Consider the following 14437-nt stretch of genomic DNA (forward strand, 5'->3'; position numbering starts at 1 on the left):
CCCGTTTCCTGGGGTCTCCGTTTCGGTCCAATGCCGTCGTTGCAGCGCGTGGCCCGCCCCCATCGGGCATCGGTCCCTTCCCGTACCCCCCTTACGTCATCCGCCTCCTGAACAGCACCGCCGCTGCCGCCATCGACCCCACCGTCAGCGCCGCGCACCAGGCCAGGGCCTCCCACGGGCTGCTGCCCGCCGGCTGGCCCAGCAGCAGTTTCCGCAGTGACTCGATCACCGGTGTCAGCGGCTGGTGCTCGGCGAAGCCGTGGAGCCAGCCCGGCATCGAGTCGACCGGGACGAAGGCGCTGGACGGGTAGGGCAGGAAGGCCAGGAAGAACGTGAAGCCGCCCGCCGCCTCCGGGGAGTTGGCCAGCAGGCCGACCGCCGCCGCGAGCCACGATATGGCCGTGATCACCGCCAGCAGGATCCCCGCCGACGCGAGCCAGCCGCCGGGGCCCGCGTCCGGGCGGAAGCCGATCGCGAAGGCGACCGCGAAGACCAGCACCGTCGCCGCCAGGTTCCGCACGACGCTGGCGGCGACGTGGCCGGTGAGGACGGCGGTGCCGCCGACGTCGAGGGAGCGGAAGCGGTCGATGACGGCGCCCTTCATGTCGTCCGCGACGCTCATCGCCGTCGTGCCGGCGCCGAAGCCGGCGCACAGGACGAGGACGCCGGGCGCGACGTAGTCCACGTAGCGCCAGGCTCCGCCGGTGTCGATCGCGCCGCCGAAGAGGTAGACGAAGACGAGCATCAGCAGCACGGGCAGCGCCAGCGCCGTGATCACGGCGTCGGGGTTGCGGGAGCTGAGCCGCACGGAGCGGCCGACCATCGTCGCCGAGTGGGTCAGGGCGTCAGCCATCGCGGGTCACCTTCAGGAAGACGTCGTCGAGCGTCGCGGAGTGCAGGGCGAAGCGCTCGACCTGGGTGCGGTCGGGGTCGATGGCGTCGAGCAGGTCGCGTATGTGGGCGGCGCGGCCGTCGGTGGTGACGCCCAGGGTTCGGGTGCCGGCGTCGCGGCGTACGACGAGGTGGTCCAGGGCGTGGGCCGCCTTCTCGTACGCCTCCGGGGAGACCAGCGTGAGGTCCAGCCGCTCGGCGGAGACCTGCTGCTTCAGCTCCGCCGCCGTGCCCTCGGCGACGAGCCGGCCGCCGTCGAGGAGCGCGATGCGGTCGGCGAGGCGGTCGGCCTCCTCCAGATACTGCGTGGTGAGGAAGACCGTGACGCCCGCGTCGGCGAGGCGGCGCACCTCGTCCCAGACGGCCTGCCGGCTGCGGGGGTCGAGGCCCGTGGTCGGCTCGTCGAGGAAGATCACGGAGGGGTCGCCGACCAGGCCCGCCGCGAGGTCGAGACGGCGGCGCATGCCTCCCGAGTACGTACGGACGCGGCGCCCGGCGGCCTCGCCCGCGAGCCCGAACCGCTCCAGCAGCTCGGCCGCGCGGCGGGCGGCGGCGGGGCGGGACAGGCCGGTGAGGCGGGCGACCATGCGGAGGTTCTCGGCGCCGGTCAGCTCCTCGTCCAGCGCGGCGTACTGCCCGGTGAGGCTGATGGCCCTGCGGACCTGCGAGCGCTCCGCGACCACGTCGAACCCGGCGACGCTCGCCGTGCCCGCGTCGGCCCGCAGCAGCGTCGCGAGGATGCGGACCGTCGTCGTCTTCCCGGCGCCGTTGGGCCCGAGGAGGGCGAAGACCGTGCCGGGCCGGACGGTCAGGCCGACGCCGTCGAGCACCTTCGTGCCGCCGTACGCCTTCGTGAGGCCGGCGGCCTCGACGGCGGGGCGGGTGGGCTGGGGCACAGCTCCCCCTTTCTCCGTGAATGCTCCGCAGAGCTGCTTCTGCGCAGGCGCTTCTGCGTATGCCTTACGCACTACTGCGTAGACCATACATGGCACTGCGTATGCCGTAAACTGAGCAGATGGACGCCATGGACACCGCCGGCGAAGGCCGGGGCGGCGAAGACAAGCGCGACACCGGAGCCATTCCCGCCAGCGTCGAGGCCGCCTGGGGCCTGCGGCCGCGGCCCCAGAAGGGACCCAAGCGGGGGCTGACGCTCGACGGGATCGTCGCGGCGGCGGTCGCGGTCGCGGACGCGGAGGGGCTGGAGGCCGCGTCGATGGGGCGGGTGGCCAAGGAGCTGGGCGTCTCGACGATGGCGCTGTACCGGTACGTGGCCACGAAGGACGAGCTGGTCACGCTGATGGTCGACGGGGCCTTCGGCCCGCCGCCGCCCCTGCCCGCGGAGGCCGAGGGCGACTGGCGGGCGGGGCTGCGGCACTGGTACCAGGCCGTGGGCAACGCGATGTTCGCGCACCCCTGGGCCGTGGCGCACGTGCCGAGCGGCGGCCCGCCCGTCACGCCGAACCAGCTCGCGGCGCTCGACCAGGCCCTCTTCATCCTCCGCGACACCCCGCTCACGGAGTTCGAGAAGGTGGCCACGGCGCTGCTGGTGAGCAACCAGGTGCGCGCGGAGGTCACGATCGCCCTGGCGATGGGCGGCAGCCCCGACGTGGAGCGGCTGATGAACGAGTACAGCCACTTCCTGCTCCGCGTCTCCGATGCCGGCCACCTGCCCCATCTGCGTACGGCGGTGGAGGGCGGCGCGTTCGACGAGGCGGACGTGGAGGCGCCGCAGAACCCCTCGGACTACGACGAGTTCGCGTTCGGCCTGGAGCGCGTGCTCGACGGCATCGAGGCGCTGATCGAAGGGCGCCGCCGCCAGGACTGACCACGGCTTCCGCACGCCGATCACGGGCTTCCGCACACCCGGGCCCCGGGGGATCATGTGGCATGCGCGCGGACGGCTGGCACCTCACCGATGACCTCGACGAATTCCTGGCCGAAGCGGAGGGGTTCCTGCGCGCCCGGCCCGTACCGCACATCATGGCGCTGACCTGGGCGGCCCGGCTGAAAGCGCGCGGCACGGGCCCGTACGGCGGTGGGCGCCCGCTGCTCGGCCGGCTGTCGCACGCGGGGGCGGTCACCGGCGTGTGCCACCAACTGCCGGGCCGCAGCCTCGGCCTCACCCCGCTCACCCCGGCACAGACCGACTCCCTCGCCGCGCGTCTCGCGGCCCTCGGCCACACCCCGCCGGGCGTCGGCGGCGACCACGACACCACCACCGCCTTCGCAGCCGCCTGGCAGCGGCACACGGGCGCCACCCCGACCCCCGCGGTCCGCCTCCGGCTGCGCCGCCTCGGTACGCTCACGCCGCCGGAACCCGCGCCGGCGGGTCGGGCGCGGGCGGCGCGCGAGGCGGACCACGAGCAACTCATGGACTTCTGCCGCGGCTTCGCGGCCGACGTCCGCGAGGACGTCACCATCGACGCCGCCACCTGGCCCACGACCCGCTACGCCGACAAGCACTACACCTTCTGGGAGACCCCGGACGGCACCCCCGTCTCCATGGCGGGCATCAACCCGGCGGTCGCCGGCCTCGCCCAGGTCGACCCGGTCTACACCCCGGCCGCCCACCGCGGCCACGGCTACGCGGCCGGGGTGACGGCGGCGGTGACCCGCACGGCGCTCGCCGCGGGCGTCACGGAAGTGGCGCTCTTCACCGACGCGACCAACCCCACGAGCAACGCGCTCTACCAGCGCCTCGGCTACGACCTGTTCGCCGACTGGACGACGTACACGTTCGCGCAGGGCTGACGAGCATCCTCAGCATGCCGAGCCCCGCCACGACCGCGGCGAGATGCAGCGCGGCGGCGACGGCGGGGCTCTCGGGCAGGGTCACGCCTGCGGGGCGGGCGAGCGCCACGTACACCGTGAGGGGCAGCTTCCAGCCGCTCCACGCGAAGAGCGAACCGGAGCCGAGCCAGCCGAGTCCGAGCAGGAGCGGACGGGGCACGCGGGCCGGGCGCGCCCGGACGAGCACCAGGACGGCGGCGGACCCGGCGAGCGCCCAGAACGCGCTCAGGCCGGTCAACAGGTATCCGTCCGTGCTGCGTTCGCCCGGGTGCGCCGCGCCCGCGGTGCCGCCCGCGGCCCAGTACAGCCACACCAGTCCGACGGCGGCGGCGACGCCGGCGGACCAGGACGCCGCGGTACGGGGCCCGTCCCCGGCCCGCCCCGTGAACGCCTCCGGCCAGCGCCGCCGCAGGTAGGCGGGCAGGGCGAGGGCGAGACCCAGGCCCATCGACACGAAGCCGAACTGGATCAGGGCGGCTTCCCAGCCGGGCATTTCGGGTCCGTCGCCACCGCCACCCTCCCCACCGCCACCGCTACCGCCACCGCCGTCGCCGTCGCCGTCCCACAGCGTGCTGAACACCGCGTAGGGAAGGATCGACACGAGGAACCCCGACCCGACCCAGGCGCAGAACGCCACCAGCCACCCCGGTATCCGCATGCCCCAGGGCCGTACCAGCGCGAGCGCCAGGGCGATGCCGATGGCCGCCATCCCGATGGTCACCGTGTTGAGGACCAGCCAGCCGGCCAGATCGAAGCCGCCGCCGACCGGCGCCACCCCCAGGAGCGCGCCGACGACCCACGACACCTTGATCAACGCATACGGCGCCAGGGCCAGCGCCGCCCCGTACCCCGACCACCGGCCGACTCGGTCCCAGCCTTCCACCGGATGTCCCTCCCTCCGCAGGAACACCAGGCTCGGCCCTCACCCCGCCCCCGTACGTCCACCGCCGGAGGTGTCCGCCTCCCCCGGACGGCGGGGACGGGTCTCGTCATCGAGGCGGACGGGCGTGCCGGATGCGCCTGTACGCGCCGCGCCGAGACGGAGTTCGTACACGCGTCTACCGCGCCCGGCGCTCCACGACATCGGCCACCACGCAACTCACGTTGTCGGGGCCGCCGGAGCCGTTGGCCAGGGCGACAAGCGCGCGGACCGTCTCCTCGGGTTCGCCGCCCTCCGCGAGCACCCCGCGGATGTCCCCGTCCGGCACGACGGCCGGCAGCCCGTCCGAGCACAGCAGGTACCGGTCCGCCGGCCGGGCGTCGTGCAGGCGCATGTCCGGTGTGGCAGCGGGGTCGTGGCCCAGGGCGCGGAGCAGCAGGGAGCGCTCGGGGTGGGAGGCGGCTTCCTCCGGGGTGAGGCGGCCTTCGTCGACCATCGACTGCACGACGGTGTGGTCGTGGGTGATCAGGAACAGCTCGCCGTCGCGCAGGAGGTACGCGCGGGAGTCGCCGATGTGGACGAGGGCGAGCTGCGAGCCGGTCCAGAGCATCGCGGTGAGAGTGGTCCCGGCGTCCGCGGGCGACGAGGCGGCGACGGCGCGTACGGCGTGCCCGGCCTGCTCGATCGCGTCCTCCAGCACGTTGAGGAGACCGCCCGCCGGAATGCCGTCGGTCCCCAGGCGCCGGAGCGCGTCGACGGCGGCCGCACTCGCGGGCGCGCCCAGCCCTCCGTACCCGTCGGCGACGGCGAGGAGCCGGTCCCCGGCGTAGGCGGTGTCCTGGTTGCTCTCCCGTACGAGACCGGGGTCGGACAGGGCGGCGTAACGGATGTCCAGGGGCATGGCGGGTTCCTTCCACGACAGATGGCCGACGAGGAAGGCGGCCAGCTCCCGCCGCGCGGCGGTGTCGGCCTCGACCTGCGCCCAGTACGCCCGGACCTCCGCCGCGGCGCCCGCGGCGTCCAGCGAGCAGACGTACCGGATACGGGCCAGGGGCATCCCGAGCCGCCGCAGCCAGGCGACGAGCCGCGCCTGCTCCAGTTGCCCGGGCGCGTAGAGGCGGTAGCCGGTCACCGGGTCCACGCGGGCGGGGGTCAGCAGCCCCAGCTCGTCGTAGAGCCGCAACGCCTTGGGCGACAGCCGCGCGGCGCGCGCGAAGGCCCCGATGGTCAGCAACCCCATGCCGTTCCTCCTCGTACCGGGCGGCCGCCCGGTACGGCCGATGCTGCGGCTTGCCCCAAGGTGAAGGTCAACCACGGCGTCTAGGCTCGTCAACGGTCAGTCCACCGGCCGGTCCCCGGGAGCCGTCATGCAGATGAAGCTGAGCGCGATCACCCTCGACTGCCCCGATCCCCCGCTGCTGGCGGCGTTCTACCAGCAGGCGACGGGCCTCGAGCTCCACCCGAAGTCGGACGCCGGCTTCGCGGGCCTCACGGGCGCCGGCGGACTCGTCATCGGCTTCCAGCGGGTCGACGGCTACCGGGCCCCCACCTGGCCCACCCAGGTGGTGCCGCAGCAACTCCACCTCTGCTTCACGGTCGAGGAGGACCTGGTCGAGGCCGAGGCCCGGCTCCTCTCCCTGGGCGCGGCCAAGCCGCCAGGCCAGCCCGAGGAGGACAGATGGCGGGTCCTGACCGACCCGGCGGGGCACCCCTTCTGCATCGTCGGAGCGGCTGCCGCGTCCGGGTGAAGGGCTGCGGCCGCGTCTTACGCCCGGCGCCTCGGGATGGGCGGTGCGACGCCGCACGCGAAAACCCGGCGACGCCGGCGAACCTCCCCGGGATACTCGTCGCCCATGGATGAGGTCAACGTCGTCGTCGCCCATTCCGAGCGTGCGACGCTGCGCGTCGGTGACGTGTTCCTGAAGGTGGACACCGATCAGGCGCGCATCGACGTCGAGGTCGAGGCGATAGCCCTGGTGCCAGTGCCGACCCCGGAGGTCCTGTGGCGCAAGCCGTCCGTGCTCGCGATCGCCGCGGTCCCGGGGGCCGAGCTCGGCCGCCTCGGTGAGCCGTCGGCCGCCTCGTCGGCGGCGTGGGCCGCGGCGGGTGCCGCCGTCCGGCGGTTGCACGACGCCCCGTTGCCGCCCTGGCCCGGCCGGCGGCGCCGGGGTCCCGGCGAGTGGGCGGCGGAACTCGACGGCGAGTGCGAGCTGCTCGTGAAGAACGGCATCCTGCCCGCCGACCTCGTCACCCGCAACCGCCGGGTCGCCGAGGCCGCACTCCAGCCGTGGACTCCGGTGTTCGCGCACGGCGACCTGCAGATCGAGCACGTCTTCGTCGAAGGCAACGAGGTCACGGGCATCATCGACTGGTCCGAGGCGGGCCGGGGCAATGCCCTGTTCGACCTCGCCACCCTGACGATCGGACACCCGGACCACCTCGACGACGTCATCGCCGGTTACGGCACCGGCGTCGACACCGACGCGATCCGCGCGTGGTGGTCGCTGCGCAGCCTGCTGGGGGTGCGCTGGCTGGTCGAGCACGGCTTCGACCCGTTCGCACCGGGCTGCGAGGTCGACGTACTGAAATCCCGGATGTGACGCTCCGCGGGCCCGCTGCCGCGAGCGTCGATCCCGCGATCGTCACGCTCGAGGCACTCGCGATAGTATCGCGATATGTGGCGTGCGACACACTTGCAAGCAAGTGCTTGCAATAGTTAGCACCGGTGCGGCAGCCTTGAAGCATGGGTTCGATACACGTCGGCAACCTCGGGGAGTTCCTGCGGGAGCAGCGGCGCAGTGCGCGGCTCAGTCTGCGGCAGCTCGCCGATGCCGCCGGGGTCTCGAATCCGTACCTCAGTCAGATCGAGCGCGGGCTGCGCAAGCCCAGCGCCGAGATTCTGCAGCAGCTCGCGAAGGCGCTGCGGATCTCCGCCGAGACGCTGTATGTGCAGGCGGGGATCCTGGACGAGCGCCGGGGTGACGGGGCCGACGGGATGGCGGTGCACACCGCGATACTCACCGATCCCGCGATCAGCGAGCGGCAGAAGCAGGTGTTGCTGCAGATCTACGACTCCTTCCGCAAGGAGAACGCGCGCGACGACGCGGGCGGCGGTGCGGAGGAGGAACAGACGGAAGGGGATGCCCCGCGGCCGGGTGGCGGGCGGGGTGAGGGCGACGCGAGGCCCGCCAGTGACCGGAGGAGAACACCATGACCATGACCGACGACGTACGCAAGACGCTCAGCGACCCCACGCCTCTCTACGCCGTCGCGGGTACCGCCGATCTGGCGCTGGAGAAGCTGCGTGAGGTGCCCGCGCTGGTGGAGCGGCTGCGGGCCGAGGCGCCCGAGCGGCTGTCCGCGGTGCGCGAGACCGACCCGCGGGAGGTCCAGGAGCGGGTGTCGAAACAAGCCAAGGAGGCGCAGGCGAAGGTCACCGAGCGGCTCGGCGACCTGGACACCGACATCAAGAAGCTGCGCGAGACGGCGCAGGACCTCGCCCTTCAGGGCGTCGGTCGCGCCGCCGAGTACGCGGTGAAGGCCCGCGAGACCTACGACGAGCTGGCCGAGCGCGGCCGCGGTGCCGTCGCGGAGTGGCGCGGGGAGACCGCCGACGCGGTGCAGGTGACCACCGAGATCATCCGGCCCGGTGGCGAGAAGGCGGCCGCCGACGAGGGTGTCGCTGCCGACGAGGCTCCCGCTGCCGCCAAGCCCGCCGCGAAGAAGGCCGCTGCCAAGAAGGCCGCCCCCCGTAAGCGCGCCCCCCGGGCCAGCGCCAACGGCACCGCGAAGAAGTCCGCCCCCAAGAAGAACACCCCCAAGGCGGACTCCTGAGCTCCGCGTCCCGGGCACCCCTCGCGTGCCCGGGGCGTTATCCGGGTACGGTGTCTGCGCCGGACCCCTGAACAGTTAGTCGGACTAATAGGCGGTGGACCGCGTGCTCATCTCTGGCTTCTACTCGTTGCTCGGGCTGCTCAGCCTGGCCTTGACGGTGTTCGCCGGGGCGGCCCTGATCCTGGCGGCCCTGGCCCGCGAGGACGCGTACCGCGCCGCCGACAAGAACACCAAGCAGTTCTGGCTGATCATCCTCGGCATCGGCTTCGCCGTGATGGTCATCTTCCCGATCATGTCGTTCCTGCCGATCATCGCGCTGATCGCGGCCATCGTCTTCATGGTGGACGTACGGCCCGCGCTCAAGCAGGTCGGCGGCGGGCGGCGGCGCGGGGGCAGCAGCTCCGACGGGCCCTACGGCCCGTTCAACGGGCGCTGACCCGCGCGTCGGCGATCACGGCATCCGGTCCCCGGGTCCGCAAGGGCCCGGGGGCCGGTCCAGTAGCAGGACCGCCACGTCGTCGGTGAGGTCGCCGCCGTTGAGCGCCCGGGCCTCGGTGACCGCGCCGTGCAGCAGATCGTCGCCGGCCAGGCCCTGGTCCAGCAGCCTGCCGACCAGCGCGAGCATGCCGTCCTGGCCCAGCCGGCCGCGCCCTGGTCCCGTACGGCCCTCGATGAGGCCGTCGGTGTAGAGCATCAGGCTCCAGGCGCCGCCCAGCTCCACCTGCTGGCGCGGCCAGCGGGCGCGCGGCAGCAGACCGAGCGCCGGGCCGCCCAGCTCCTGCGGCATCAGCCGCGGCCGGCCGCCGGGGACGGCGACCAGCGGCGCCGGGTGGCCCGCCAGGTAGAGGCCGGCGCGGCGGGCGTCGGGGGAGACGTCGACCGTGCACATCGTGGCGAATATCTCGTCGTCCGCCCGCTCGTTCTCCAGCACCTGCTGGAGCGTCGCCAGCAGCTCGTCGCCGACCAGGCCGGCGAACGTCAGCGCCCGCCAGGCGATGCGCAGCTCCACGCCGAGCGCGGCCTCGTCCGGGCCGTGGCCGCAGACGTCGCCGATCATCGCGTGCACCGCGCCGTCGGGGGTGCGCACCGCGTCGTAGAAGTCGCCGCCTAGGAGCGCGCGGGTGGGGGTGGCGCCGGCGGCGGGCGGCGGCAGCCCGGGGCGGTAGCAGGCGGCGAAGCCGAGGCCGGAGCCGGCGAGCAGCGGCGTGGGCAGCAGCCCGCGCTCCAGCCGGGCGTTCTCCTGTGCCCGCAGCCGCGAGGCCGTCAGCCGGCTCTGCGCCAGGTCGGCGCGCTTGCGCTCCACCGCGTAGCGGATGGCGCGGCCGAGCACCCGGCCGTCCAGCTCGCCGCGGAAGAGGTAGTCCTGCGCGCCGACGCGGACCGCCTCTGCGGCCAGCTCAACGTCGTCCTCGTCGGTGAGCGTCAGCACCGCGTGCAGCGGCGCCATGGCCAGCACCTCGTGCAGCGCCTCCAGCTCGTCGCCCTCTTCCGCCGGTTCGGCGTCGTCCGCGACGGCGGCCTCGCCGGTCACGCTGAGGTCCAGCAGGATGCAGTGCACGTCGGGGCCGAGCAGCCGCTCCGCCTCGGTGAGATTGCGCGCCGTACGCACCCGGATGCGCTCGCCGTGGCGGCCGGAGCCCGCCTGCTCCAGCATCCGCGCGATGCCGGGTCCACTGCCCGGCTCCGCCTCTATCAGCAGCAGCGTCAGCGTCTCCGGCACCGCCCGCTGGCGCGCGTGCGGCTGCCCGGGGACCGGGCCGTGCCCCGAGCGCTGCGCCGGCAACGGCGCGTGCGGCTGCGGCGACGGCGCGTGCGCGGCCGGCGGCAGTGGGTGCCGCCGCCGCGTCGCGGCCTGCGTCTCGGCCACGCCGGCACCTGCGGCGGACTGGTCAGGTCCGCCGGACGGTCCGGAGGCCGGGGAACGCCCGGGTACGGGCATCGCTCTTCCTTCCCTCCCCCCGAGGGTGACGGCCGAGCGCGAGCGCGCTCGCGGCCGTTTTCCGCGGCTCGTGCCGTCTACAGCAAAACCGCCAAGGAGGGACCCTAGCGTGATCACCCGCCGGTAGGAACGGGCGACGCGGCCCGGAACGCGGCCGCTCCCCCGGTCCTTTGCCCTGCTGGGAGCGCCCGCGCCGGGCCCTGCCGCCCCGAATCCCGCAGGCCGGCCACATGACGCAGATCACGCGTCGGGACGCACCACGCCCTTGATCGGCATGCTGCCCGCGCCCGCGACGGTCACCTGCCGGCCGGGCCGCGGCGCGTGCACGATCGCGCCGTCGCCGACATATATGCCGACGTGACTGGCGTCGGAGTGATAAATGATCAGGTCGCCGGGGCGCATTTCGCTCACGTCGATCCGCGCCAGCCCCGCCAACTGGGTCTGCGAGGTCCGCGGGATCCGCACCCCGGCCGCCTCCCAGGCGCGCATCGTCAGCCCCGAGCAGTCGAACGTGTCCGGCCCTTCGGCGCCCCACACGTAGTCCTTGCCGATCTGGTCCGACGCGTACGCGATGGCCTTCCGGCCGGCGGGCGTCGCCTCGGCGTCGATCTCGTCGAGGACCCCTGAGTCCAGCCAGCGCGCCTGCGCCTCACGGGCACGCTCCCGCTCCAGCCGGCGCAGCCGCTCCCGCTCCTCGGCCTTGAGCTTCTTCTCCAGCTTCCTCGCCTCGGCGAGGCGCTCCTCTATCCGCTCCTTCGCCCCGGCCCTGGCCTCGCGGCTGTGCTCCAGCCGCTCATACGTCCCGGCGGCCTCCTTCGCATAGCCGTCCAGCCGCTGCTGCGTGCCGGTCACCTCGGTGATCAGCCGCCGCTGGGCGTGCTGCCCCTTGCGGGCCAGCCGCAGGTCGTCGACGAACTCCTCCGGATCGTCGCTGAGCAGCAACTGCGCCTCCATCGGCAGCCCGCCGCCGCGATACTGCGCCCGGGCCAGCGCGCCCGCCTCGTCCTTCAGCCCGGCCAGCCGCTCGCTCGTGTCGGCCACGGCCTTGTCGAGCCGCTCGACCTCCTTGCGCTGCTTCTTCGCCTTCTCCTCCGCGTCGTTGTACGCGTCGGTGGCGGCCTCCGCCTCGCGGTACAGCCGCTCCACGCGGGCGTGCACCTCCTCGACCGTCGGCTTCGGCTCCGCCTCCGCGGCCGGCCCGGTCAGCGGCACGAGCAGCGCCAGCAGGCCGGTCACAGTCAGCACGACGCCTCTGCGCCGGCGCGCTCCCGCCGCCGGCGCCTCCCCGATTCCGCGCATGCGTCTCCCCCACTCCCCCGATCGTGGTCCGCGGGCCCCTCCTCCAGCGGGCCCGTCCCGGGGCTCTGGCCAGCCCCGCGCGATCACATGCCTCGGATGCTGCCATATCGGCCACAACTCCCGCAGCCCTCATCCACAGACCTGTGGATAACCGGATGAGGAGTTGCAACACGGCTGCGACACAGGGTGGTTCGGGGAGGTTCGAGTGATTCAGGGGGTTCGGGGAGGTCGAGTGGTTTTGGAGGGTCGGGTGGTTCGGGTGGTTCGGTGGTTCGGGAGGGGTTGAGGAGGTCCGGAGGCTGCGGGGTTCTAGGGAGGCCCGGAGACTTCGGAGGTGGGTAGGAGGCGCCGCGGAGTTCGGAGGCTCCAGGGCGGTGGGTCCGGGTTTCGGGAGGTTCCCCGGGGTTCCGGGAGGATCCGGGGGTGGAGGTTCCGGGGGACGGAGGGTTCGAGGGCCGGGGTCGGAGGGGTTCGGCGGTCGGCGGTCGGCGTTCGAGGGTCGGCGGTCCGGGAGGTTTCGGGAGAGACGCCGCCCCTCAGCGGCAGCCGCAGCTCAGCGGCAGCCGCAGCTCGCCACCGCTGCCGCCATCCGGTCCAGCGCGTCCCCCGCACCCGTGCGGTCCGTCGCGTCCATCGTGAAGAACGCGAACGCCAGCAGCCGCCCGTCCGCGTCCACCACCGTCCCCGCCAGCGAGTTGACCCCCGTCAGCGTCCCCGTCTTCGCCCGCACCACGCCCCGCGCCGCCGCCGTGCCCCCGGCGTCGGAGCCGTCCGTGCCGGCGTCCCCGTAGCGGTCCCGCAGCGTGCCGTTGAATCCCGCCACCGGCAGCCCCGTCAGCAGCGACCGCAGCTCCGGGCGGTCCGGGTCCGCCGCCGTGACCAGCAGCCGGGCCAGCAGGTCCGCCGAGACCCGGTTGTCGCGGCTGATGCCGCTGCCGTCGGCGAACCGCGCCCCGCGCACCGGCAGCCCCAGCTTCTTCAACTGCCCGGCCACCGCCTTCCCCGACCCCGCGAAGCTCGCGTCCCGCCCCGCCGCGATCGCCGTCTGCCGGGCCAGCGCCTCACCGAGGTCGTTGTCGCTGTACGTCAGCATCCGCTCGGTCAGCTCCGCCAGCGGCGCCGAGTACGTCGCCGCCAGCTTGTCCGCCTTCTCCGGCACCCGCCCGGCCCGCGGCCCGCCCGCGACCCGTACGCCCGCCTCGCGCAGCTCCCCCGCGAAGGCGTCCGCCGCCTCCCGCGCCGGGTCCGTGCCGCGGGGCGCCGGGCCGTGCCAGGAATCGTCGAGCCGGGCCTCGTTGACCATCAGCGGGGTGACGGGGGCGATGTTCTCGTTCGGCCCGATCTCGTGCAGGACGTCACCGGCGTACGCGGTGGCGTCGTACCGTACGGCCACCTTCCGCACGCCGTCCTTCTTCAGCTTCCGCGCCGTGTCCCGCGCCAGCCCCTTCAGCCGCTTCGCGGACAGCGTGGGGTCGCCGCCGCCGACGAGGAAGACCTCCCCGCCCTCGGCGAGCGAGGCGGTCGGGATGCGGTGGTCGGGGCCGAGGGCGGCGAGGGCCGCGGCGCCGGTGGCCAGCTTGACCGTGGAGGCGGGGACGACGCCGGTGGTCTCGTGCGCGCCGTACAGTTCGCGGCCCGTGGTCACGTCCCACACGGCCGCGGTGGTCGGCGAGCCGAGCGCGGGGTTCTTCAGCAGCGGCGCCAGCTCCCTGGCGAGCCCGGCGCCGGTCGGCCGGGGGGCGGCGACGGGCCTGGTGCCGTCCTGCGGGCCGAGCGGGGTCAGCACCCGCGGGGCACCCGCGCCGGCGCCTTGCAGGCCGTCTCCGGGGGCGCCTTTGCCCGGTACGCCGTCGGAGGAGCCGTGATCCGCGTCACCTGTACGGCCTCCGGCGGCATCCGCGCGCGCGGCCGTCTGCTTCTCCGCCGTACGCTGACCCGAGTCCCAGGGCCCCGCCGCGGCGATCACGCTCGCGGCGAGGACCCCGCCCAGCGCACCGGACGCGGCCACCAGCCGCACCGTACGCCGGGTGTGCAGGGGCTGCGCTTCCCACCGCCGGGTCCAGTGCCGTACCCAGCGGGCGGCCTTCCGCCGTGCCACCGCGACCCCGACCCTCACCAGGGACCAGCCCCTTTCGCCACCACCCCGCTGCGTGGGGGACACTTAATCATCTGAACCATGCTGATCTTGAAGGAGAGCCACCCGTGGAGTTCGACGTCACCATCGAGATCCCGAAGGGTTCGCGGAACAAGTACGAAGTCGATCACGAGACGGGCCGGATCCGCCTGGACAGGCGGCTCTTCACCTCGACCAGCTACCCGGCAGACTACGGCTTCATCGAAGGCACGCTCGGAGAGGACGGCGACCCGCTGGACGCGCTGGTCCTTCTGGACGAGCCCACGTTCCCCGGATGCCTCATCGCGTGCCGCACGATCGGCATGTTCCGCATGACCGACGAGGCCGGCGGCGACGACAAGGTGCTGTGCGTGCCGGCGCACGACCCGCGGGTCGAGCACCTGCGGGACATCCACCACGTGTCGGAGTTCGACCGGCTGGAGATCCAGCACTTCTTCGAGGTGTACAAGGACCTGGAGCCCGGCAAGTCCGTGGAAGGCGCCAGTTGGGTGGGCCGGCAGGACGCGGAGGCCGAGATCGAGGCGTCCAAGAAGCGCCTGGAGGCCGCGGGCGGGCACCACTGACCGGCGGCCGCTGACGTACGTCCCACGCCGCCGGCTTCCGCGAGGAGGCCGGCGGCGGCGGTCGGTACGGCACGGGAGGCGGCGCGAACGCCGTGGCGGCGACGGTC

At 73.8% G+C, this 14437-nt stretch carries 15 protein-coding genes; 8 read left to right on the plus strand and 7 right to left on the minus strand.

The genetic code is table 11. The annotated features are described in order from the left end of the window. Nucleotides 1-91: 91 nt before the first annotated feature. Together ACFYVJ_RS29760 and ACFYVJ_RS29765 are read right to left on the minus strand one after the other, a co-directional pair. On the minus strand, nucleotides 92-853 hold the full coding sequence (locus tag ACFYVJ_RS29760; protein WP_388897917.1) for an ABC transporter permease: 762 nt from the start codon (nucleotides 851-853) through the stop codon (nucleotides 92-94). Beyond that, the gene (locus tag ACFYVJ_RS29765) at nucleotides 846-1787 is read right to left on the minus strand and encodes an ATP-binding cassette domain-containing protein (protein WP_388897920.1); all 942 of its coding nucleotides are present in this window, start codon (nucleotides 1785-1787) and stop codon (nucleotides 846-848) included. Before ACFYVJ_RS29765 ends, ACFYVJ_RS29760 begins: the two co-directional genes overlap by 8 nt. 119 nt (nucleotides 1788-1906) lie before the next feature. Between ACFYVJ_RS29765 and ACFYVJ_RS29770 the strand changes: the two genes are divergently transcribed. Further along, nucleotides 1907-2716, plus strand: coding sequence for a TetR/AcrR family transcriptional regulator (locus ACFYVJ_RS29770; RefSeq protein ID WP_388897923.1), 810 nt, complete (start codon nucleotides 1907-1909; stop codon nucleotides 2714-2716). Between the two features lie 62 nt (nucleotides 2717-2778). Beyond that, the gene (locus ACFYVJ_RS29775; protein WP_388897926.1) at nucleotides 2779-3642 is read left to right on the plus strand and encodes a GNAT family N-acetyltransferase; all 864 of its coding nucleotides are present in this window, start codon (nucleotides 2779-2781) and stop codon (nucleotides 3640-3642) included. Here the strand turns inward: ACFYVJ_RS29775 and ACFYVJ_RS29780 are convergent. Then, nucleotides 3545-4564: a hypothetical protein gene (locus ACFYVJ_RS29780; protein WP_388897929.1), complete on the minus strand. Its 1020-nt coding sequence runs from the start codon at nucleotides 4562-4564 to the stop codon at nucleotides 3545-3547. The two genes, ACFYVJ_RS29775 and ACFYVJ_RS29780, sit on opposite strands and share 98 nt — an antisense overlap. A 175-nt stretch (nucleotides 4565-4739) precedes the next feature. Continuing rightward, a complete protein-coding gene (locus ACFYVJ_RS29785; RefSeq protein ID WP_388897931.1) occupies nucleotides 4740-5801 on the minus strand; it encodes a MerR family transcriptional regulator in 1062 nt (353 codons plus the stop codon). A gap of 133 nt (nucleotides 5802-5934) precedes the next feature. On the opposite strand from ACFYVJ_RS29785, the gene ACFYVJ_RS29790 reads away from it, so the two are divergent. The 5 genes from ACFYVJ_RS29790 to ACFYVJ_RS29810 all read left to right on the plus strand — a co-directional run bounded on the left by ACFYVJ_RS29790 (nucleotide 5935) and on the right by ACFYVJ_RS29810 (nucleotide 8831). Next, nucleotides 5935-6309, plus strand: coding sequence for a VOC family protein (locus ACFYVJ_RS29790; RefSeq protein WP_388898080.1), 375 nt, complete (start codon nucleotides 5935-5937; stop codon nucleotides 6307-6309). A 105-nt stretch (nucleotides 6310-6414) separates the two neighbouring features. Next, nucleotides 6415-7161: a phosphotransferase family protein gene (locus ACFYVJ_RS29795; RefSeq protein ID WP_388897934.1), complete on the plus strand. Its 747-nt coding sequence runs from the start codon at nucleotides 6415-6417 to the stop codon at nucleotides 7159-7161. A gap of 143 nt (nucleotides 7162-7304) precedes the next feature. Beyond that, the gene (locus tag ACFYVJ_RS29800) at nucleotides 7305-7775 is read left to right on the plus strand and encodes a helix-turn-helix domain-containing protein (protein WP_388897937.1); all 471 of its coding nucleotides are present in this window, start codon (nucleotides 7305-7307) and stop codon (nucleotides 7773-7775) included. Continuing rightward, on the plus strand, nucleotides 7772-8395 hold the full coding sequence (locus ACFYVJ_RS29805) for a hypothetical protein (RefSeq protein ID WP_388897940.1): 624 nt from the start codon (nucleotides 7772-7774) through the stop codon (nucleotides 8393-8395). Before ACFYVJ_RS29800 ends, ACFYVJ_RS29805 begins: the two co-directional genes overlap by 4 nt. Nucleotides 8396-8498: 103 nt before the next feature. Further along, nucleotides 8499-8831 (plus strand): DUF2516 family protein, encoded by a 333-nt coding sequence (locus tag ACFYVJ_RS29810; RefSeq protein WP_388897942.1) that lies wholly within the window; start codon nucleotides 8499-8501, stop codon nucleotides 8829-8831. 15 nt (nucleotides 8832-8846) lie between these two features. Here ACFYVJ_RS29810 and ACFYVJ_RS29815 read toward each other — a convergent pair whose 3' ends face one another. The 3 genes from ACFYVJ_RS29815 to dacB form a co-directional block, all read right to left on the minus strand. Next, nucleotides 8847-10262, minus strand: a complete 1416-nt coding sequence (locus tag ACFYVJ_RS29815; RefSeq protein ID WP_388897945.1) for a PP2C family protein-serine/threonine phosphatase — start codon at nucleotides 10260-10262, stop codon at nucleotides 8847-8849. A gap of 312 nt (nucleotides 10263-10574) precedes the next feature. Then, nucleotides 10575-11633, minus strand: a complete 1059-nt coding sequence (locus ACFYVJ_RS29820) for an NlpC/P60 family protein (RefSeq protein WP_388897948.1) — start codon at nucleotides 11631-11633, stop codon at nucleotides 10575-10577. A gap of 553 nt (nucleotides 11634-12186) precedes the next feature. Then, entirely contained in the window at nucleotides 12187-13749 is a 1563-nt protein-coding gene (gene dacB / locus ACFYVJ_RS29825; RefSeq protein WP_388897951.1) for a D-alanyl-D-alanine carboxypeptidase/D-alanyl-D-alanine-endopeptidase, read from the minus strand. An 86-nt stretch (nucleotides 13750-13835) separates the two neighbouring features. Here dacB and ACFYVJ_RS29830 point away from each other — a divergent pair, with 86 nt between their 5' ends. Then, nucleotides 13836-14330 (plus strand): inorganic diphosphatase, encoded by a 495-nt coding sequence (locus ACFYVJ_RS29830; RefSeq protein WP_018835994.1) that lies wholly within the window; start codon nucleotides 13836-13838, stop codon nucleotides 14328-14330. Nucleotides 14331-14437 lie beyond the last annotated feature (107 nt).

Origin of the sequence: Streptomyces sp. NPDC004134 (genome assembly GCF_042874195.1) — a bacterium.
In the GTDB taxonomy this organism is placed as follows: domain Bacteria; phylum Actinomycetota; class Actinomycetes; order Streptomycetales; family Streptomycetaceae; genus Streptomyces.